The organism is Corynebacterium sp. KPL4072 (assembly GCF_037908395.1).
In the GTDB taxonomy this organism is placed as follows: Bacteria; Actinomycetota; Actinomycetes; order Mycobacteriales; family Mycobacteriaceae; genus Corynebacterium; species Corynebacterium kefirresidentii.
The window spans coordinates 282,908-304,184 of the sequence record NZ_JBBMGE010000002.1 but is presented as its reverse complement, the minus strand read 5'-3'; the positions used below and the strand labels follow the sequence as shown (position 1 = coordinate 304,184).

Genomic DNA, 21,277 nt, shown 5'->3' with positions numbered 1-21,277 from the left:
AGTGGGGCCATTGACAATAAAACTCTAGTTAGAGGAGGAACCCTCATGGATATCAAGTTTGGCTTCGCAGACACCGCTCGCGAGCTGGTCATTAGCGCTGCAGGTGACCAGGCTGAGCTGACGCAGAAGATCAATAGCGCCCTGGCGGATAACTCCACCTTGGAACTGGAAGATGACAAGGGCCGCAAGTACCTCGTGCGCACTGACCGCGTGGTCTACGTTGAGGTGGGCATTGCGAAGAAGCACGCCGTGGGATTCGCCGGCGCCTAAAGACGAGCGCACCGGTCTGCTGATTCAGATTTTTAAAAATAAACGGGTAACCTAAGGCCCCATGGAAGACAGGGAGACTCGCCACGCTCACCGGAGCCAGGGCCATTCGCCGGACCACCCAAATGCGGTGGTCCGGTTTGCGCGTCAATATGGCTGGTGGCGCGTGGTGGCTATCCCTTTGATGATCGCCTTAACCATCTGGTTCATTGTCGATATCGCCACCGCTTCCTCCTCTGAAGAAGGGGCGGAAGAAACTACCACAGCTGCCCCGACGAGTGCCGAGAAAATCGGGCCTGATCCGGCTGATGCGGAAGCGGTCAAACGGGAAATTAGTGAGATGCCGCCCGGTGGGGCGTTTACCAAGCTGGGAAAGGGCACTTTCCATGAGGTGGGCGAGCCCGGCGCCGTAGCCGGTAAGGGTGGCGCGCAGAAGGTGCGCTATTCCATCGAGGTGGAAGATGGCCTCAATACCGCACCGTATGGCGGCGATGATTCTTTTGCAGCCATGGTGGAGGCCACCCTTTCTGATCCGCGCGGCTGGACCGCGCACAAGGACTTCGAGTTCGAGCACGTGGCCTCTGATGCGGATCCAGATACCCGTATCCAGCTGACCTCCTTGGGTACCGCCGCGGAGCGGTGCGGGGAGAAAATTGAAACGGAAACCTCCTGCCATACCACCATTACTGGCGAGTCCACCACGGTTATTAATGAGGCTCGCTGGGTGCGCGGTGCGACGCCGTTTGAAGGCGATATGGGTAACTACCGCCAGTACGTTATTAACCACGAGCTGGGCCACGCCATTGGCTATGCGGCCCACCAGCCGTGTGGTGGGCAGGGCAAGTTAGCTCCGATCATGATGCAGCAGACCTTGGATCTCAATAACAAGGCATTGCACGATCGCAAGCCCAGCGAGGTCTATCCTGATGAGGACGTGACCTGTGCAGCTAACCCGTGGCCTTTCCCCAACCCGGATAATAAGGATCCCCACCAACCCGAATAGGAGTTAAGGATGCCGCTTCCCCCAGAGCATGTTTTAAGCGCCTTTCACGCGGAAACTGGTGCTACCGGTACTCGCCGCGCTCAGGGCGATCAATTAGGCCCGGTGTGGGATAACGGCATCAAGGTGGGGGACGTGGTCTATTCGCAGGCCGGTCCTTTTGCTGCATGGTCCGCCAAGACGCGCGAGCGCCTAAGTGTGCAAGGCGCCCGGGTTTCCCGGCCAATTTTATCTAGCGATGGCCGTCATACGGCCGCTGGCTGGAAGGCCACGCAGTTTATTCCGGGGCAGGTCCGGGGGCGCATTGATGAAACCGCACAGATGGCGCTGCGCCTTGATACGGCTATGGCCGAGGTGGCACTTCCCACCGGGCAGCGTGACGATGTCTTTGCTCGCGCGGAGCGCGCCGCGTGGGGAGAAACGGGGGAGGCCTATCGCCCAGCTCTGCTTGCCGACGTCCCTCTTATCCCCGCCCACACCGCTCTTCTCACCACCACGGTCTATCACGGCGCCAACCCGCCGGGAATCGTGGACATTGTGCCGAGCGAATTTCCGCGCCCAGCCGGTTGGAGCGCCGCCCTAGTCATCGTCGACGGGCTTATTGCTCAGGCGGTTGATGATGAGATCTGCCAACGCTTTAGCCACGTGCCGGGCATGCAGGAGCTGCTGTTGCGTGCAGTGTCGTATCGTCGTCATATCAACGATCTGCATCCTGCTTCGCGTTCAAACGCGCGTTCGCACATTGAACGGGTGGAGCAATATCTGGTGTCGCGGGCATCTGCCATACTGGAGCGGTGAGTTACGACCCCCATTCCACCGCGCGTGCGGGAGTGGTCCTCCCACCGTCCCCACAAGTGCGCCTCGTTCCCCGTACCCCGTCCGCCACGTCCCGCAGCTGGCCGGTTGACCTGCCCGAATCCGGTTCCTGGAAAGTAACCGGTGCGGCAGGCAGTGGCGTGTCGAGCTTCCTTATCGATACCGTCATTCATGCCCTGGACAGAGCCCAGGAAACTGGCGCGGATCCCTCCGGCATTCTCGTTATTGCGCCCTCGAAGGAATCCGGTGCCCGATTGCGCCGCGAACTTTCTGAACGCCTCGAGAATTACGCCGCACAGACCTCAATGGTGCGGTCTGTGCACTCCTTGGCTTTTGCGTTACTGCGCACGGCGGCCGAGGAGGAGTTACGGCTCATTACCGGTGCGGAACAAGATGCCGTCATTCGGGAGCTACTTATCGGTCAAGCAGAGGACGGCCACGGTTCCTGGCCAGAAGAGATGCGCCCCGCGCTGGAATATGTGGGCTTTGCGCGGCAGTTGCGCGATTTCCTTTTGCGCTCCATTGAACGAGGTCTGGGCCCAGGAGACCTGGAGCGCCTAGGCCACGAATATGGCCGCCCTATGTGGTCCGCCGCGGGCGAATTTCTGCGCGAGTATGAGCGCGTGCAGCTCCTCTCCCGTTCCCATTCATACTCTGCTGCAGAGTTGGTTACCGCGGTTCTCCAACGCCCTGAATTACTGCGCGATCATCCCTTCCACACCATTGTCGTCGATGATGCTCAACTGCTCGACCCCACCGCAGGAAAGCTCATTCTTGGGCTAGCTGCGCAGGCCAACCTCGTAGTTGTGGGTGGAGATACAGCCCAATCTGTCTTTGCCTTTCGTGGTGCTAGCTCGCGCTTTTTGCAGGACTTTCCAGCCGAGCATGACATTGAGCTCACCGAGTCCTACCGCAGGCCCACACCGGCGTGCATCTCTATCGTGGACTCGGACGGTCGGCTGCGCGACGTCGTAGCTAATACCGTGCGCCGCCGCCACTTGGAAGATGCCGTGCCCTGGCGCGACATCGCTGTCATTGTGCGCTCTACTAGTGACATTGGCCAAATGCGCCGCACCCTCCTAGCCGCCGGTGTGCCCGTACATATCAATCCCACCGACGTTGTCTTGGCCGAACAGCGTTTGGTCTCCGCTGTGCTGCTTGCACTGCGCGCCTTGGAGGAGGATCTATCTAACTCTGAGTTGGAAGAACTACTCACCGGACCTGTCGGTGGCGCCGATCCTGTCACCCTGCGCCGACTCATCCGTGGCTTGCGCCGCTGGGATTCCACCACTCGGGGCATCGATAGCCTCCGGGGCCTTCTCTACGGCGAGCTCCCAGACTTCAACGGACAGCTCACTGAACGGGAATACTCGATCCTCGAACGCGTTCGTGCGGTGCTTAGTGCCGGCCGGGAAGCGCTCACTTCCGGCGCTTCGGTGGAGGAGATTCTGTGGGCCGTATGGAGTGCTACCGAGCTGGACAACCGCCTACAGGCCTCGGCCTTGCGCGGCGGTGCAACGGGCTCGCAGGCCGACCGCGACCTAGATGCAATGATGGCGCTTTTTGACGCTGCTGGAGACTTCGTAGAACGCCGCCCGGATTCTTCACTGAGCGCGTTTTTGACCCATATCACTGAACAAGAACTTCCCACCGGCGTGCGTGACCGCCGCACCGCCATCCCGCAGGCCGTAGAAATCCTGACCGCGCACGGTGCAGTGGGCCGCGAATGGGATACCGTCATCGTGGCCGGCGCCCAGGAAGGCAGCTGGCCTTCGCTAGGAGAGACTGGCTCCATCTTCGGGCAAGAAGATCTCATCGATCTCCTCGACCACGATATTGATCCCGATACTCCCGTCAGCCACATCGCCTCCCGCTTGGCAGAAGAGCGTCGTCTCTTCCACGTCGCTACCACCCGCCACCGAAAGCGCTTGCTCATTACTGCCGTGGAGAATCCAGAGGGCGATACGGTCTCCGAGCCTTCTCGGTTCATCGACGAATTCGCCGGACGTGGTGTCGATGTTCCCGGTCAAGCTGCGCGTCGCCAAGCAAAGCGGGCGCTGCGCCGCGCCCAACTCCCGCGCGAATTGGGCCTCGATGTGCCCGAACCCGCACCCGTATCTTTGCGCGATGGTCTGGAGATTGATCCACTCGATGTTGCGGTGCTGTCCGTGCCGGCCTTTGTCGCACAGCTGCGCCGGGTAGTTAGCAATCCGGAATCCGGTGAGGTTGAACGCAAGCAAGCTGCCCGCCAGCTCGCGCGGTTAGCGGCGGCCGAAATCCCCGGCGCCCACCCGGAGCAGTGGTGGTCGGCGCGTTCCGTTGCGGCTGAACTGCCGTTGCATACCAGCGGCAGTTTATCGCCCTCTCGCGTAGAAGCGTTGCTCAACTGCCCACTCAAGGCTGTGCTGGGCAATGTGGCTGAGGACCCGAGCGCTGAGGAGCACCTGCTCCGCGGTACGTTGGCCCACGCCTTCTTTGAAGCCATTGGCCGCGGTATGGATGCGGAAAAGGCCAAGCTTTTGGTGATGGAGGCTTTCGAGCGCATCCAGGACGTGCCGCAGTGGCAATTGCGATTCAAACTCGACGAGTTTTCCACTCTATTGGACCGCGCCCGCGAATGGGCGCGCCAATCTGAAGTAAATCAAGAACTAGTGGGCGTGGAAATTCCTGTGGGCGTACATGTCGGTGAAGGCGTGCGCATCGGCGGCTATATGGACCGTCTCCTTCGCGATGAAGAAGGAAACTACTTGGTCGTGGACCTCAAGACCGGGAAAACCCAACCGGCCAAAAAAGAAGCCGAAGACCATGTGCAGTTAATGACCTATCAGCTCGCGCTTGCCCATGGTGCATTCGACGGCCATCAGGTCCACGACGGTGAAGGAATGCCGCGCCAGGGAGGGGTGCTGGTTTACCCGGGCGCAACCACTAAGAAGATTGGCGAGATTTGGCAAAGCGATAAATCTCCGGAAGCACTCGAAGAATTCGCCGCACTTCTGCCCCCGCTGGTGGAGGAAATGCGTGGTCCGCGCATTACTGCGCGTACCAATAAAGACTGCGATAAATGCCCAATTCGCTCCATCTGCCCCGTGCAGGAAGAAGGAAGGATGACCACCGATGCCTAAGAGCAACTTTTCCCCACAGCAAATCGCTGCGGCCTTGGGCAAGGATTTCCCGCCTACCGACGAACAAGCTCATGTCATTGAAGGCCCATTTAGCCCCAAACTCGTGGTTGCCGGCGCTGGTGCTGGCAAGACAGAAACCATGGCCTCGCGCGTGGTGTATTTGGTGGCCAATGGTTATGTGCGACCTGAACAGGTTCTTGGCCTGACCTTTACCCGCAAAGCCGCGCAACAACTGGAGCAACGCATTCGCAGGCAGCTGATTCAACTGCGCGATTCCGGTCTCATCCCACCAGGCAGCGATGTGGCAGAAGCATTAGAAAACATTGCGCCGAAGGTATCCACCTATGACTCCTACGCCGGAGAACTCGTTCGTGAATACGGCCTATTAGTTCCGGTTGAGCCCACCGCGCGCATCATTACTGAGGCCGAGCGCTATTCCTTAGCCTACGATGTGGTGCGCAATTACACCGGCCAACTAGAAGACGATCGCACCCTAGCCACAATCACCGAGACCCTGCTGAGCCTCAGCCAGGATATTGATAACGGTCTCAAAGACACGAGCCATATCGCTGAGCATGCGCGCGATTTTCGCGCAGATATCGATAACCTTGACAAATCGAAGAAGAATGGCCCCGAATACTCTCAAAAACTGCTGGGCTATATACAGACACAGGAACGCCGTGTGCAGTACGTACCGCTGCTGGAGGCCCTGAAAAAGGAACAATCCGAGCGACAAGTCATCACCTTTGGCGAGCAAATGTCTGTCGCCGCCCGAGTAGCGCGTGATTATCCTGTTGTGGGCAGGCAACAATCCCAGCGCTACAAGGTTGTCATGTTGGATGAGTACCAAGACACCTCCTATGCCCAGCGCGTTCTACTTCGAAGCCTTTTCGGCGGCGAGAAAGATGAACTGTCTGTTACGGCTGTAGGCGATCCAATGCAGGCCATCTACGGCTGGCGCGGCGCGACCTCTGAAAACCTCACCGCCTTCGTGGAGGATTTTCTAGTCGCGCCGGGCACACCTGCTCCGAAGGACCAATTGACCACCTCGTGGCGCAACCCTTCGGGTGCGCTGGATTTGGCTAACTCAGTGGCGGAGAGGGTATTTGAAGGCGTTGAGCGTCCCGTGGATGAACTTTCTGCCGCCCCACATAAAGGCGAGGGTGAAATCCAGCTGGCCTACTTTGAAAGCGAAAATCGCGAGCGCGAATTTATCGCCGAGCATTTGAAAAAGCAGTGGGACAAACGCGAAGGAGACACCTTCAGCGCAGCGGTTCTGGTGCGTAAAAATAGGCAGTCCGCACCTATCGCTGCGGCTTTAGACAAGGCGGGCGTACCTAATGAAATCATCGGTCTCGGTGGTTTGTTGTGGCAGCCAGAAATCCAGGATCTCGTGGCCATTGCCACGATGCTCGTACGCCCAGAAGATCTGTCTGCAGCAGTGCGGGTACTGGCTGGCCCTATGTGCGGTTTGGGGATTAGCGATATTCAAGCCCTCGCTTCGCGTCAACGAAACCTCGCCGGAGCAAGGGAGGAGCGCTTGCGTTGGGAACCAGGAATGGACCCGGAAGATTACCTGCGAGCGCAGTTGGAAGATGTCACCGCAGAAGAACCGGATCAGCGCGTTGGCCTTGCCGACGCCCTGGCTGACTTGGGGGAGAGGGACCGCTATACCCCACAGGGCCTTGCCCGCATGGAAGAGGTATCTGCCAAACTGCGGCACTTGCGCACCTATTCGCTATCCAAGCCGCTGGTGGACATCTTCGCTGATATTGAGGCATTGTTTAATATCCGTACCGAAGTCTTGGCGCGCGGAAGCGCGGGGGGAACGGCCCACTTGGATAAATTTGCCGATATCGTCGCTAGCTTCCACGGTGATTCTTTGTACGCACTCTTGGACTATTTTGCGCTTGCACTCGAAAAGGAAGACGGTTTGGACATGGGCGAGGTGCCTGCCGCAACGGACCGTGTGCAAATTATGACTGCGCATAAGGCCAAGGGCCTGGAATGGGAGCATGTCTGCGTGGTGCATGCTGATTCTTCTAGCTATAACGCGCAAGCGGAGACCTTCCTTAGCAGGATCGAAAAGGTCCCGGGGGAGGACGACTATATTGAGGTCCCAGAGGATGCCGAAAAGCGCTCGCAGTTCCAAAACGCCTGCGAAGAATTTAAGAAAGCAGATAGTGCCCTAAAGGCGGAAGAATCTGCGCGCCTTTTTTATGTTGCATTGACCCGTACCGAATCCACGCTGACCGTTACTGGCTCGGGAACCAATAACGCTTCTGGGAAGAGCAAGAAGGCGCCCTATGAATACCTAGAGCGCCTGAAAGAGCAATTCCCGCAGTACGTGGTGGAGTGGTCCGTGCCAGATGAACCGTCCGAGGAGGACTTTGGTGAGAGCGCACAGTTCCCAGCGCTGAAGGCCAACCCGGAGGCAGTTGCCGGTGCCGATGCGGTGCTTGAGGCGATGGAAGAACTTCCAGACCTCAGCCACGGTGAAACCTTTGAGTTGTGGGAGCAGGAGGCTGGCGCGCTCATTGAAGAATTCAAGGCCCTGCAACAACCGGTGGTAGACGTTGAGTTGCCCAGTGAACTGACTGCTTCTGACATGGTTGCGCTGCGGGCTGACCCGCTGCAGTTCGCCCGGAGGCAACGCCGTCCAGTGCCGTTTAAGCCGAATGCTTATGCCAAGCGCGGTACCGCCTTCCACGCGTGGTTGGAGGACCGCTTTGGCAGCCCTGCACTATTGAGCGAGGAAGAGCTGCCGGGTACTGATGAGGCGGCGGACTATGACTTGGAAGAGCTGAAAAAGGCTTTCTTGAGCTCGGAGTGGGCGCAACGTCAACCGGAATACGTAGAAGCGCCTTTTGAAATCACCATCGGTGAGGCCGTGGTGCGCGGGCGCATGGACGCGGTATTCCGCTTGGACGACGGCACGTGGATGGTGGTGGACTGGAAGACAGGCCGCCCACCCCAAGGGGAGGCTATGGACGCCGCCAAGATACAGCTTGCGGTTTATGCAGAGGCATGGCGGCGTATCCATGGCGGAGAGAAGATTCGCGCTGCTTTCTACTACGTGCACGATGGCTATACCTTCGAGCCAGCCCGCCTTCCACGTGGGGAAGAGCTAAAGAAACTCCTTGAATCGTCAGTTGAGCACCAAAAGGGCTAAGGTATGTGAGCGGTTGCGTAAGCACGCAATCTCTTGAGCAATCATTCGAGACCAGAAAAGGCGGGGCTAGTGGGCAAAAATCGTGCGCGAGCTATGAAGTCGCACTTTAAGAGTCGCTTTTTGCCGCAGGTTGAGCTGTCCTCGCAGCCGGACCACGCGCTCATTGACGTCATTACGGTGCCGAGGGATGAAAATTCCAGCCCGTGGCGTCAGTTGGGCAAGCGTGTGCTGTGGGCTTTAGGCATTGTTGTCTTCGTGACAGTCGTGGTCTATTTGGACGGCGGTGGATATAGCGAGGACATGTCGCTTTTGGATTCCGCCTACTATGCTGCGGTGTCGCTAACTACAGTGGGCTACGGCGATATCGTTCCTGTGTCCCCGCAGGCCAGGTTCATTAACTTAACGCTTATTACACCTGCCCGCCTGATCTTCCTTGTTTTATTGGTTGGCGCGACCTTGTCCGTGCTAACGGATAAGGCCCGACGTACTTTCCAAATCCAGAACTGGAGAAAGCAATTGCGTAACCACACCGTCGTTATCGGGTATGGCACCAAGGGCGCCGGAGCGGTGGCCGCGCTGCTGGCCGATGATGTTCCGTCCTCCCAGATCGTGGTCATTGATACCAACCGTGCCTCCCTAGCTCACGCAGAGCACCACGGACTAGTCACCATTTTTGGTTCCGGCACAAAGCAAGACGTATTGAAGATCGCTGGGGTAGAGCACGCAAGCTCTATTGTTGTAACCCCATCTACGGACGATACTGCGGTGCTGTGCTGTCTATCCGTGCGAGAGCTTGCACCCAAGGCCAAGATTGTGGCGTCGGTTCGCGAGTCTGAGAATCGCCACCTGCTGCTGCAATCTGGTGCCGATTCCGTGGTCACCTCCGCTGAGACTGCCGGCCGACTACTGGGCCTAGCTACCGTGACCCCGACGGTGGTGGAGATGATGGAAGACCTGCTTTCACCTAATGAGGGCTTCTCCGTGGCCGAGCGTGCCGTGCGCGAGTTTGAGGTTGGTTCTAACCCACGCCACCTGGCAGATATCGTGCTTGCTGTCCTGCGCAATAATGAGCTGCACCGAGTGGATACCGCGGACGCCTCCGCGTTGAAGCCGGGAGACCGATTGCTGTATATCAAGCACGAGATGGAACAACCCATTGAGGTCATGGACGATGATGACGAGGACTAAATGTTCCTCCCAGTAACTCCTAGTGGCCTCGTACCGGTTACGGGGGTGGGGGAGCCGGTGCTGGTGAAAGAGGTTCCCGGGGGCGTCGGCAAGCAGGTCGTGGTGGACCTAGGCACCTTGCAGGCATTCTTGGTCTCGGAGGATAGTGCCGGGAAGCTAGGCCGTTTGGAAAGTGCAACCTTTTTTGCAGACCAGCCGGTTATCCTGCAAGCCATCGCGCTTATCCGCAACCGACGCGAACAGCGCTTTGATCCCCGGACCGGACGCCAGCTGGACTACCCGGCGCCGGGAATCGTTGGGCGCGATCCGCACGACGAGAAACGGCTGGTCTTCCCGCGCTTGGATCCCGCCGTCATTGGGCTCATTCGCCTCAGCGGTACAGACCGGATTTTGCTGGCGCGCAATCGCCGCCGCAATAGCTTCTTCTCTTTGATCGCTGGTTACGTTGAACCCGGTGAGACTGCGGAGGCAGCCTTTGCACGCGAAGCGCTCGAAGAAACCGGGCGTAGGGTGGACCATATTCGCTATTGGGGCTCGCAGGCGTGGCCACCGAGCGGCTCGCTTATGCTGGGCTTTTGTGCGCAAACGGCTGATGTCCAGCCCACCTGCCATACTGATGGGGAACTGGAAGAAATCCGGTGGGTGGAGCGCGCCGAGCTGCCTCAGCTTAAGCTGGCCCGTCCGGGTTCAATTGCACACACGATGATTATGGAGTGGTATCACGGTGACTAAGCCGGATTTGTCCCTGCTGGATGAAGATCAGCTGCGCGCGGCCACGGCGCCGCGCGGGCCCGTGTGCATCTTGGCTGGCGCGGGTACGGGCAAGACCCGCACTATTACCTATCGCATTGCCAACCTGGTAGACCAGGGTTTTGTGAGCCCGCAACGCGTGCTCGCGGTGACCTTCACGGCGCGGGCAGCCGGAGAGATGCGCGACCGCCTGCGCACCATGGGCGTGGCCGGCGTACAAGCGCAGACCTTCCACGCCGCGGCGCGTCGCCAGCTGAAGTATTTCTGGCCCCAGGTAGCGGGGGACCTTCCGTGGCAGCTGCTGGATAATAAATTCCCGCTGGTCGCCCGCGCGGTGCGTTCGGTGGGGTTAGATAATTCCAAGGATATGATCCGTGACGTCCTAGCGGAGATCGAGTGGGCTAAGTCCGCGCTGGTGAGCGCCGAGGATTATGAGTCTGTGATCGCCACTACGGACCGCAGCGCTCCGGCTGATCCCGCCAAGGTGGCAGAGGCCTTTCGCCGCTACGAACAGTCCAAGGCCACACCGGACATGATGCACCTGGATTTCGATGACCTGCTCATGCACATCGCGGGTGCCATTGAAAATGTGCCGGCAATTGCAGAAACCTTCCGGGAGCAGTATCGCACCTTTGTGGTAGACGAGTATCAGGACGTAACCCCGCTGCAGCAGCGGGTGCTCAATGCCTGGTTGGGCGGGCGCGACGATTTCACCGTGGTGGGTGATGCAAATCAGACCATCTATTCCTTCAACGGCGCCTCTCCGGACTATCTGCTCAACTTCTCGCGCACGTACCCGGATGGGACCGTGGTCAAACTGCAGCGTGACTACCGCTCGACGCCGCAGGTAACGGACTTGGCCAATCGGGTCATTGGCAAGGCCACAGGGCGTGCGGCTGGCACACGCTTGGAGCTGCAGGGCATGCGCGAGCCTGGTCCAGAGCCCACCTTCAAGGCCTATGAGTCTGAAGAGACTGAGGCCCAGGAGGTTGCCGGCCAGGTTCTCACACTGCTGGACCAGGGCGTACCGGCCTCTGAGATTGCCATCCTCTACCGCATTAACGCTCAGTCGGAGCAGTTTGAGCAGGCGCTTGCTGACGCCGGAGTGGTCTACCAAGTCCGTGGCGGCGAGGGCTTCTTCCGCCGCCCGGAGATCCTAGAGGCCATTCGCGTTCTCATCGCCGCGACCCGTCGTGAGGACTTGCCGGATGATCCGGTGGCAATTGCTCGCGCAGCCTTTGTCGAGTTGGGGCTAAGCGCCACCGAGCCGCAGGGCGCGCAGGCCCGCGAGCGCTGGCAATCCCTCAACGCATTGGTAGGGCTCATCGAGAAGATTGTGGAATCGGCTCCTGGCATAGATCTCAACGGGGTGTTGGGGGAACTGCGCCGGCGCTCCACCGATAAACAGGCCCCAGCCATGGAAGGCGTCACGCTAGCTACCGTGCACGCTGCCAAGGGCTTGGAATGGGATGCGGTGTTCCTCGTGGGGCTGACAGAAAAGCTCATGCCTATCAACCACGCTATCAAGGCGGGCGATGAGCAGATTGAGGAAGAACGTCGTTTGTTCTATGTCGGCATTACCCGCGCCCGCGAGCACCTCGCGCTGTCGTGGGCGTTGGCGAAGACCACTGGTTCGCGAGCCTCGCGCGAGCGTACCCGCTTCCTTGATGGCATCGTACCGGCGGCCGAAGACGCCTCTGGCAAGGGGACTCGCTCACGCCGCCCGAAACGCTGCCGCGTATGTTCAGGTCTGCTGGCGACACCGGCCGAAAAGGTTATCGGCCGCCACGAAGACTGCGAGGGAGGCGGAGATGAAGAGGTCTTTTCTGCCTTGCGCTCGTGGCGTTCCCAGGTTGCGCGCGAGGAAAAGGTGCCGGCCTATGTTATTTTTTCCGATGCCACCCTGCAGGCCATTTCGGAGGAACTGCCTGCCGATGAGGCAGAAATGCTGTCCATTTCCGGTGTAGGCCCCAGCAAGCTGGAGCGCTATGGCGCCCAAGTACTCGAGGTCATTCGTTCGGTGCGCAGCTAGCCAGGTTGGTTTTCCCGCCAAAACATACTGGGCAGCGCGGATGCGCAATGATGGTGCGTTGCTGGTGGTGACCGTAGACATCGACCTCCCACTGCTGCCCAGGGCGCGGCTTCGCGGTCGGCGCTCCCGGCGGCAGTGGCCGCCCCATAAGCCGCCGAATGATCACCTGCGTATGCGCTGAGACCGCATCGAGCACCACGGCTTCTGGGGTGCGGCGCACGCGGGGTAATTGGGTGCTGATGATATTCCAGCGCGGGTCTGTATCCACGCGGGATAGGTGCGCACACAGTGGGCATGGGCCTCGGCCCTGCACGCGTACCGGCCCGATGACGCCACGATTGTCCAATAAAGACACCGGAAGCCACGTGGTTTCCGTCCCCGCCAGTGCATTGGCGCAATCCAGCGGGCAGTGCAGCTGGTCTACGGCCAGGACCGGATACATGCCGTCGAGGTCGTGGATATAGGAAAAGATATTGTCATCCTCTAACGGGATGCGAACTTGGAATCCATCTGCCTCCAGGCGTGCGCGTAAGCCTTGCGCCAGTGCGGATTCTCCCATTAAGACAAGAGTGTCCGATTTCTCTACGGCCTCTTTATAAGGCCAAAGGATGCCATAGTCCAGTGCGTCCTCGATAAGGCTATGCGCTGCGGCCTCATCTAGACCTGCGGCGCATAGTCTCCCAGACAAATCTTCTGGCCTCACTGGCTCGCGAGCGGTATTGAAGGCCGCCGCGACGGAAAGCGCGCTGCCCGTTTCTGCCACTCCAACGCGGGTGGCATCCATGCCAAATTGAACCACCGTTTCCTCGCGGCAAAACACTGCGCTGCCCGGCGCCAAAACTACCTGGGTGACACAAGCCCCCACGCCTTTACCCCTTTCCCCGATGCATGTGGATTCCATTGCACCACAGGTACAATCACCTGTCATGTCGAGCACGCAGCCCCCCGCACCACAAACCCCAGAGGTCAAAGTCATTCGTTCCGCCAAGCGGAAGAAAACCGTGCAGGCTCGCATGGTCTCCGGGGTGCTCGAGGTACGCATCCCCGCCTGGATGTCCGCTCGCGATGAGCGCGAGGCAGTGGCGGATATGTTGGCGCGGGTAGAAAAGAAACAGGGCAGTAGCCGCCGCTCGGACGCGCAATTAGAAGAGCGTGCTCGGCGGCTTAACGCGGCTTTCTTAGACAGCCGCGCTACCATCGGCTCTATTCGTTGGGTAAGCAATCAAAATACGCGGTGGGGTAGCTGTACTACCTCCACCGCGGATATTCGGCTGAGCGACCGGCTACAACACGTGCCGGACTATGTGCTGGATTCGGTGATCATTCACGAGCTCACCCACACCTTCATCCCGCGCCATGGGCGGGATTTTTGGCACTGGGCGGACAGGGCGCCCCACGCTGAGCGGGCGAAGGGCTATCTTGAGGCCTACCAGCGCTGGGGCTGTTAGTTCTCGTCGTCCTCGTTGCCCTTTTCTTTCTGCTCATCTTGGCCATCGGCCTCGCCGGTTTCATCGTCCTGAGCAGCAGAGGAATCCTCACCGTTTTTGAGCATTTCCTCCAGCTTGGCAAACTCTTCCTCAAAGCCCTCATCAGGGCCGTCATCCAATAGGGAGTCGATAAAGGCGGCAGGGTTATCTAGGTGCTCTGCAGTTGGCAGGAAGTCCGGGTGGTCCCACGCCTTATCGCGCTTTTCCGCACCCACGGCAACGGTGGCGCGGCGCCACAACTCAGCGGCCTCAGAAACCTTGGGGGCGTTGAGCTCGATACCAACGACCTTGCTGAAGGCGTTTTCGGCAGAACCACCAGTGCTACGGCGGTGCGCCCATGCCTGGGTTAGCTTCGAGGTGGATGGGATGCGCTCGCCCAGTGCCTCTGTGACGACGTGCTCGGCCCAGCCTTCCACCAATGCCAGTAGGGTTTCTAGGCGAGAGGCTGCCGCAGTGTTCTTGGACGTGATGCGTGGGGAGAGGTCCATGCCCTGCAGCTTGCTCATCGCATCCTGGATTGCTTGCGGATCGCCGGACTCTAGGTTGAGCTCGCGGGTGACTTCCTCCAAGTGGGAGGTGTCAATGACCAAACCGATGGCATATTCCTCCACAGAGGAGACGATGCGCTCTACCAACCACGGCACGTGCTTGAACAGGCGCTGCCGCGCGGCCTCGCGCGCTGCAATATAGACCAGCACCTCTTGGCCAGGAATATTGAGCTCCCGGGCGACCTTCTGAATGGCCTGTGGCAACAGTGCCACGGTATTGGCCGGGGCGATGGGAAGACCGAAATCAGAGCCGGTCAACGCCTGCGCAGCCAAATCACCCAAGGCGTGACCGAGCTGCATGCCAAAGTTCATGCCAGACATCTGACTCATCATCTTGGTCATCGGGCCCATCATCTCGCGGGCTTCTTCCGGCATCGATTCCATCTGGGCATCATTCATATGCTCCGCCACCGGAGTGACCATGCGCTGCCAGGCCGGCATGGTTTCTTCCAACCACTGCTTGGAATCCCACGCCTTGGCCGTGCCGGAGGCGGTGGGCAGGTAGGTAGCGTCATCAAGCCACAGCTCCGCTAGGCGGACGGATTCCTCGACTGCCTTGGTATCGTCCGCGCTCACACCCTTTGACTGGGAGATTTGCTGCAGGGCGATGCGCTTGGCCATGTCGTAGTTAACCGGGCCGGAATTTTCCGGCGAGTTCATGGAAGAGCCCATGCCGGACAGCATCTGACCGAACTGGTTCAGCATGTCACCGAGGCCGCCACCATTAGCGCCGCCGAATGCGCCGAACGGGTTCTGGTCACGACGTCCGTCATTATCGTCGTCATCATTATTGGGGAAAGAAAAACCGAATCCGTTGCTCATGCGTCCTAATCTACCGACACCATCCGGCTAGTTTCCATGATCCCTGCTACGCTGACAGCGAACACGACGGCAAAGGTTGTAGGGTAGTGATTCGTGAATTCTCCTGCTAGCCGTCGCGTCCGCACCATCGCCTGGGGTGCTATCCCCGTCGTCTTAACCGGTGCGTTGGTATCGCTTGACCATATTCCCGGCACCGATGTGTCTTTGACCGTCCCCTATGCTGCCGAAGGCCCAGGCCCCACGGTAGACACATTGGGTGAGGTAGACGGCACCCAGGTCGTTGACGTTCAAGCCCCGAAAACCTATGACACGGATGGTCACCTCAACATGACTACGGTCTCCGTGCGTACCAATATGACCTTGGCCCAGGCACTGGGACGCTGGATGATGACCGATGACACCATCGTGCCCATCGATACCGTCATCCCGCAGAACATGAGCGATAAAGAAGTAGAAGAGTCCAATAAGCAGGCCTTTACTCAATCCGAGTCCGCAGCGACTCTGGCAGCCATGGACTACCTGCATTTGCCGGTAAAGATCTCCATCGCAGAGGTGCTGGATAAGGGTGCTGCGCAGGGCAAACTGAAAAAGGATGATGTCATTACCGCCGTGGCGGGCAAGGAAGTCTCGGAGCCGGGTGAGGTTCAAGACATCATCAAGGAAAAGAGCCCCGGCGATAAGGTCACGATGACCGTGGAGCGTGGCGGCAAAAAGCACGAAGAAGAAATAGAGCTAGGGGAGAACCCCCACCAGAAGGGGCAGGCGATGCTGGGCATCGCCATGCTCTCGGTCCCGCAAGACGATATAGAGGTCACATACAACCTGCAGGATATCGGTGGTCCATCCGCTGGCATGATGTTTACCCTGGCGGTCATCGATAAGCTCAGCGAAGAAGACCTCACCGGCGGCAAATTTGTGGCCGGCACCGGCACCATTCAAGAAGATGGCAAGGTGGGCCCCATCGGCGGCATCCAACATAAAATCGCCGCCGCCCACGCAGCCGGCGCGGAACTCTTCCTGGCGCCACAAGATAATTGCTCCGAAGCCGCCGCGAGCGACCACGGGGACATGCCCATCGCGGAAGTGTCCAACCTGGATGAAGCGGTATCCACGATGAAAGACTTCGCGGACGGCAAGGAAATTAAAACCTGCCAATAAGCGGCCTACTTAGCTAGGCCCAATTCCTTGATCTTCTCTTCCGGATCTTCCTGGTCTGAGGAGATCATCTGCTGCATGACCATGCCTTCTTTATTGTCCACCACGGTAATAACCGCCGTGGTGCCCAGCGTGGACCAGCCCACAACGCGGTCGCCGCTATCCTCAATGACCTGCGAGCTGCGCAGCTCAGTAAGCACCTGCGTGGTCTGCTTTGCCTTGGAGTGTGAGCGGAAGAACTGGAACTGGCCTACCTTCGGCCCAGAGCAGTTATACGAGTCATCCCCGCCCGTGGAATCGCAGCGATCGAAGTGCGCGAAAAGCTCTTGCGGTGCCACGGGTGCGAAGATGTCATAGGCCTTGGCAACGGATTTCTCCATTTTCTCGCCACCGGGTTCCTTGCTTGCCGACGCCCCCTCGGACTCCTCCGAGCTTGCCGCCGCGCTCGATTCGACCTTGGAAACAGTAGTGGAGGCAGAACTGGAGGAGGCGCTGGTCTCCTCAGAGGAGTCCGCTTCAGATGTGGCGGCCTCGGCGCCGGCAGTGGTGGTCTCCACGGGGACGTCGGCAGGCGCGGCATCATCCGAGGAACAGCCGGCAGCGCTCACGCTTACCCCCAGCAGGAGTGCTGCTGCGGTAGCGCGGGTAGCGGTCAGGCGAGTGAGAGTAAAGCGTCGCACGGTAGGAAACTGCTCCTTAGTCGCAAGCGAGAATTGTCTTTCCAGTCTAATCTAGTTCATCCGGGTCCTGGCTCAGCCCATAGCGCAGGGCCGCGATAATCCCGGGTGCTACCTGGGGGCCGCCGCGCAGCTGGATGTCATCCTCCGCGAATGGCCCGGCTGCTTCCAACTCCTCTTCGGTGGGGCGCAGCTGCAGCAATGTGGTTTCAATCCCTTCCTCACGCAGCGCACCGGAAAACAGGCGCGCCGGGCGAGGGGAGGGGTCCTCGCTGGAGGTATCGCGGAACCTAATCTCTTGGGCCAGGATGACGCCGGCCACCTCCCGCGGCCAAGCCAAGCGGGAGACATAGTCGGCCAACTGCTCAGAACCGGGCTCAATGTTTTCAGGCACATTATCCTGCACGATAAGGGTAAGCGGCGCCGCATCTTCCTCATCGAGGGCGGCAAGCTGGTCTGCTACCAAGTGGGTAGGAACGAGCGCGAAGATAGTGGGGCGGGCGTCCCAGCCCTCTGCATGGACGAATTCCACGGCTTCGGTCATCGCGCGGTTTAAAGCTGGCTGTGATAATTCGGGGGAACTCATAAACATCCTTATTCGTTATCTGTGTATTGCTTCCTTAAGCTGGAAGAAGTCTACAGGTTTTAAATTCGCACTATTTGATTGGAGCTGGCGTTGTCCTTAGGGTCATCCACACCAGCCGCCCCGTTGAAGCGGCCCCCGCGGGTCGCGACAATCATTGCGGCCATCATTGCCCTCCTTTTGTTCATCGGCCCCATGTTTGTGGGCCTGTACACGGATTGGAGGTGGTTTGGTGCGATTGAATACCGGAACGTCTTCACCACCGCGATTATTGCGCGGATAGTGCTCTTTATCATCTTCGGCTTCATCGCCGCTGCCGTGGTGTGGGCCGCGGGCTTCTTTGCCTGGCGCGGGCGTCCGGATTCGCTCGACCTTGGGGACTTGAACTCGCCGGTGTATCAGTACCGCAAGTCCATTGAAAAGTCTATGGGCGTCTTCTTCAAGGTCATCCCCGCCATCGTGGGCATCATTGCCGGTTTCATCGGCCAGGCTAATTGGCGCACGGTCCTGCTATTTTTAAACGGCCAGGAATTCGGCCAACAGGACGCCCAGTTCCACCACGACCTAGGTTTCTATGCCTTCACGTTGCCGGTTTTGAAGATGGTGGTCAGCACCCTATCTATCCTGTTGATTTTGGCGTTCCTCATCGCGCTTTTCGGTCACTATGTGCTGGGTGGCATCCGCATTGGCAATAAGGCCGCAGGAGTTCGCGGCTCCATTTCCCACTCGGCTCGCCTGCAGCTGGCGATTACTGCCGGCCTGTGGATGGTTGTTCAGGTCATCGGCTACTGGTTGGAGCGCTACGAGCTCCTATATGCCCAGCACGATCTCTTTACCGGTGGTTCCTATACCGATATTCATGCCTACCTGCCGGCGAAAATCATCTTGATGATCATCGGCGTCTTTGTGGCGGTGGCATTGTTTATGGCCATCGTCATTAAGGACCTGCGCATCCCGGGTCTGGCCGTGGTGTTGATGTTGCTGTCCTCGCTGGTTATCGGCCAGGCATGGCCGCTGCTGATGGAACGCTTTTCCGTGCAGCCAAACCGTCAGGCAAAGGAAGAAGAATCCATTGCCCGCAATATTGAGGCCACGCGCTATGCCTATGGGCTTACCGATGACCATGTCACTTATGAAGACAACTGGGGTGGGGACGAGGTCTCTGATGACAAGGTGGCTTCTGATAACGCCACCATCAATAACCTCCGTCTGCTGGATCCGGAGATTCTTTCTCCTACCTTCACCCAGATGCAGCAGCTGAAGAATTTCTACGGCTTCCCAGAGACGCTATCGATGGACCGCTATGAGATCGATGGTAAGAAGCGTGACTTCGTCGTTGCTGCGCGCGAGCTGGATCCAAATGAGTTGCGGGAGAATCAGTCCGACTGGATTAACCGTCATACCGTCTACACCCACGGCAATGGCTTTGTGGCAGCGCAGGCCAATAAGGTCGATGAGGTAGCCCGCGATGCGGGCTCTGCCCGCGGAGGCTTCCCCATCTTTACCGTTTCTGATCTGCAGACCCAGGCCGGTGAGTCGGAGGGCGAAGGCGAAACCCAAGACGCCGAGAAGTCTCTGGGCATCAAGGTAGACCAGCCGCGCATCTACTATGGCCCGGTTATTGCTGGCGCTGCCGATGGCATGGATTACGCCATTACCGGCAAGACTGGCGATAACCCGGTGGAATATGACACCGATAGCTCCACCTATACCTATGACGGCAAGGGTGGCGTCGGCATTGGCAATATCTTCGACCGCACTATGTACGCCGCCAAGTACCGCGAGCTGAACTTCTTGCTTTCTGACCGCGTCGGCAGCGAGTCAAAGCTCCTCTACGACCGCGACCCGCGCGAGCGCGTGGAAAAGGTTGCTCCGTGGCTGACCACCGATTCTGCTACCTACCCGGCCGTAGTGGATGGCCGCCTGAAGTGGATCGTCGATGGCTATACCACTTTGGAGTCCTTGCCTTATTCCCAGCGCGCTTCGCTTTCCGACGCCACCCAGGACACCCTCAATCCTGATGGCACGACCCAACGCCTTGTCAATGACAAAGTGGGCTATATCCGTAACTCGGTAAAGGCCACCGTCGATGCCTATGACGGCAGCGTGGATCTCTACGAGTTCGATAAGAATGACCCAGTGCTCAAGGCTTGGGAGGGAGTCTTCCCGGACGTCGTCAAGCCAGAGGCAGAAATCTCTGACGAGCTACGCCAGCACTTCCGCTATCCGGAAGATATGTTCAAGGTGCAGCGTGACCTGCTGGCGCGCTACCACGTGGATGACCCGAATGTATTCTTCAACAACGATGCCTTCTGGTCCGTGCCGAATGACCCCACTGCGGAGGAATCTCGCCAGCTCAACCAGCCGCCTTACTACGTGATGGCCGCAGATCCAGAGACCGGCAAGCCCAGCTTCCAGCTGACGACCTCTTATCGCGGCTTGAACCGCGAGTTCCTGTCCGCACACATGGCTGTCTCCTCCGATCCGGAAACTTATGGCGATATCACCGTGCGGGTGCTGCCGACCAATACGCAGACTCAGGGCCCGAAGCAGGCGCAGGATGCGATGATGTCTTCTGACCAGGTCGCCCGAGACCGCACCCTGTGGGAAGGCACTAACGACTTGCACAACGGTAACCTGCTGGCCCTGCCAGTAGGTGATGGCGAAATCCTGTACCTTGAGCCGATTTACTCGCAGCGCAAGGACCAGGCCTCTGCCTTCCCGAAGCTGCTGCGCGTACTCGTGTCCTATAAGGGCCGCGTAGGCTACGCCCCCACTATCGGTGATGCCCTTGAACAAGTTGGAATCGATGCCAAGGCTGCTCAGAATATTGAGGAAGTCGACGGCGATTCTGGCGAAAAGACCGACACCAAGGACGACAAGAATAAGAAGGATGCCAAGGAAGATAAGCAGTCGGCCCCAGCCTCCGCTCCTTCCTCTTCCGACCAGGCAGGCGCCATCGATGACATCAACAAGGCTTTGAAGGGCCTAGAGGATGCTCGCGATGGTTCCTTCGAGGAATACGGCCGCGCCCTGGATGAACTCGATAAGGCAGTTGAGTCTTATCAGAAGACGGAAAAGTAGTTCTTTCACTCTTTAAAAGCAGCGATTAAGGCACCTGCCCAGCGGATTTGGGTAGGTGCCTTTCCCTATGTATAGTTACATGAGTCGCCAGGACAGAGCGAATACACTTAGTGTTAACGTACTGTTCAAGCGCAGATGATGGAAGTCATCTCGACGCGGGGTGGAGCAGCTCGGTAGCTCGCTGGGCTCATAACCCAGAGGTCGTAGGTTCGAATCCTGCCCCCGCTACCAACTTCCGGGCCCCTACCAGTGGAAACGCTGGTAGGGGTCTCTTTCGTTTTATGCTGAAATCGCCATTTGGTGCACTAGTCTCAAAATCCTGCACCGCGCAATCCCGCAACCGGATCTGCGCTTCACAAAGAGATCACTGCAGCACAACGACGCGGATATGATGATTTTGCCAAGAATTTCGGTCCTGACGTCGATACCTATACTCGGAACGAAGTGAGAGCCATCGAGGTAGAGGCGCACACCTCGGTCGGATTCAGCCAATCTGAAGCGGAAGCACTAACCGATTATGGTATCGAGAAGCTCAAGCAACAAGGCTTGTCTCAACCTACAAATATCCCGTGGA

The 21,277-nt window shown here is 58.7% G+C and carries 15 protein-coding genes and 1 tRNA gene; 12 read left to right on the top strand and 4 right to left on the bottom strand.

The window, feature by feature from the left end; all coding sequences use genetic code 11:
• Window positions 1-45: 45 nt before the first annotated feature.
• The 8 genes from WMP97_RS03350 (at window position 46) to WMP97_RS03315 (ending at window position 12,347) form a co-directional block, all read left to right on the top strand.
• Complete coding sequence (locus tag WMP97_RS03350; protein ID WP_005322370.1) at window positions 46-270, top strand: DUF3107 domain-containing protein; 225 nt, start codon at window positions 46-48, stop codon at window positions 268-270.
• 61 nt (window positions 271-331) lie between these two features.
• Complete coding sequence (locus tag WMP97_RS03345) at window positions 332-1,270, top strand: DUF3152 domain-containing protein (protein ID WP_340439796.1); 939 nt, start codon at window positions 332-334, stop codon at window positions 1,268-1,270.
• Between the two features lie 9 nt (window positions 1,271-1,279).
• On the top strand, window positions 1,280-2,065 hold the full coding sequence (locus WMP97_RS03340) for a hypothetical protein (protein WP_340439795.1): 786 nt from the start codon (window positions 1,280-1,282) through the stop codon (window positions 2,063-2,065).
• Window positions 2,066-2,097: 32 nt separating this feature from the next.
• Window positions 2,098-5,205, top strand: a complete 3,108-nt coding sequence (locus tag WMP97_RS03335; protein ID WP_340439838.1) for an ATP-dependent helicase — start codon at window positions 2,098-2,100, stop codon at window positions 5,203-5,205.
• Window positions 5,198-8,377: an ATP-dependent helicase gene (locus tag WMP97_RS03330; RefSeq protein WP_340439794.1), complete on the top strand. Its 3,180-nt coding sequence runs from the start codon at window positions 5,198-5,200 to the stop codon at window positions 8,375-8,377. Before WMP97_RS03335 ends, WMP97_RS03330 begins: the two co-directional genes overlap by 8 nt.
• 93 nt (window positions 8,378-8,470) lie before the next feature.
• The gene (locus WMP97_RS03325; protein ID WP_034655803.1) at window positions 8,471-9,565 is read left to right on the top strand and encodes a potassium channel family protein; all 1,095 of its coding nucleotides are present in this window, start codon (window positions 8,471-8,473) and stop codon (window positions 9,563-9,565) included.
• Window positions 9,566-10,297 carry an NAD(+) diphosphatase gene (locus WMP97_RS03320; RefSeq protein ID WP_340439793.1) on the top strand — a complete coding sequence of 244 codons (732 nt, stop codon included), beginning with the start codon at window positions 9,566-9,568 and terminating at the stop codon, window positions 10,295-10,297.
• Entirely contained in the window at window positions 10,290-12,347 is a 2,058-nt protein-coding gene (locus WMP97_RS03315) for an ATP-dependent DNA helicase UvrD2 (RefSeq protein WP_340439791.1), read from the top strand. Before WMP97_RS03320 ends, WMP97_RS03315 begins: the two co-directional genes overlap by 8 nt.
• On the opposite strand, the gene WMP97_RS03310 is transcribed toward WMP97_RS03315, so the two are convergent.
• The gene (locus WMP97_RS03310; RefSeq protein ID WP_340439789.1) at window positions 12,325-13,146 is read right to left on the bottom strand and encodes a hypothetical protein; all 822 of its coding nucleotides are present in this window, start codon (window positions 13,144-13,146) and stop codon (window positions 12,325-12,327) included. The genes WMP97_RS03315 and WMP97_RS03310 overlap by 23 nt on opposite strands.
• Before the next feature lie 127 nt (window positions 13,147-13,273).
• Between WMP97_RS03310 and WMP97_RS03305 the strand changes: the two genes are divergently transcribed.
• Window positions 13,274-13,795: a M48 metallopeptidase family protein gene (locus WMP97_RS03305; protein WP_301716048.1), complete on the top strand. Its 522-nt coding sequence runs from the start codon at window positions 13,274-13,276 to the stop codon at window positions 13,793-13,795.
• On the opposite strand, the gene WMP97_RS03300 is transcribed toward WMP97_RS03305, so the two are convergent.
• Window positions 13,792-15,204, bottom strand: a complete 1,413-nt coding sequence (locus WMP97_RS03300) for a zinc-dependent metalloprotease (RefSeq protein ID WP_340439788.1) — start codon at window positions 15,202-15,204, stop codon at window positions 13,792-13,794. The two genes, WMP97_RS03305 and WMP97_RS03300, sit on opposite strands and share 4 nt — an antisense overlap.
• A 93-nt stretch (window positions 15,205-15,297) precedes the next feature.
• On the opposite strand from WMP97_RS03300, the gene WMP97_RS03295 reads away from it, so the two are divergent.
• The gene (locus tag WMP97_RS03295; RefSeq protein WP_316360376.1) at window positions 15,298-16,362 is read left to right on the top strand and encodes a YlbL family protein; all 1,065 of its coding nucleotides are present in this window, start codon (window positions 15,298-15,300) and stop codon (window positions 16,360-16,362) included.
• A 5-nt stretch (window positions 16,363-16,367) separates the two neighbouring features.
• Here the strand turns inward: WMP97_RS03295 and WMP97_RS03290 are convergent, their stop codons facing one another.
• Together WMP97_RS03290 and WMP97_RS03285 are read right to left on the bottom strand one after the other, a co-directional pair.
• Window positions 16,368-17,039, bottom strand: a complete 672-nt coding sequence (locus WMP97_RS03290; protein ID WP_340439787.1) for a beta-N-acetylglucosaminidase — start codon at window positions 17,037-17,039, stop codon at window positions 16,368-16,370.
• Window positions 17,040-17,085: 46 nt separating this feature from the next.
• Window positions 17,086-17,622 (bottom strand): PPA1309 family protein, encoded by a 537-nt coding sequence (locus WMP97_RS03285; protein ID WP_023020808.1) that lies wholly within the window; start codon window positions 17,620-17,622, stop codon window positions 17,086-17,088.
• A gap of 90 nt (window positions 17,623-17,712) precedes the next feature.
• Between WMP97_RS03285 and WMP97_RS03280 the strand changes: the two genes are divergently transcribed.
• Both WMP97_RS03280 and WMP97_RS03275 read left to right on the top strand, forming a co-directional pair.
• A complete protein-coding gene (locus tag WMP97_RS03280) occupies window positions 17,713-20,703 on the top strand; it encodes a UPF0182 family protein (protein ID WP_200288036.1) in 2,991 nt (996 codons plus the stop codon).
• Between the two features lie 154 nt (window positions 20,704-20,857).
• Window positions 20,858-20,934, top strand: a tRNA-Met gene (locus tag WMP97_RS03275).
• Window positions 20,935-21,277 lie beyond the last annotated feature (343 nt).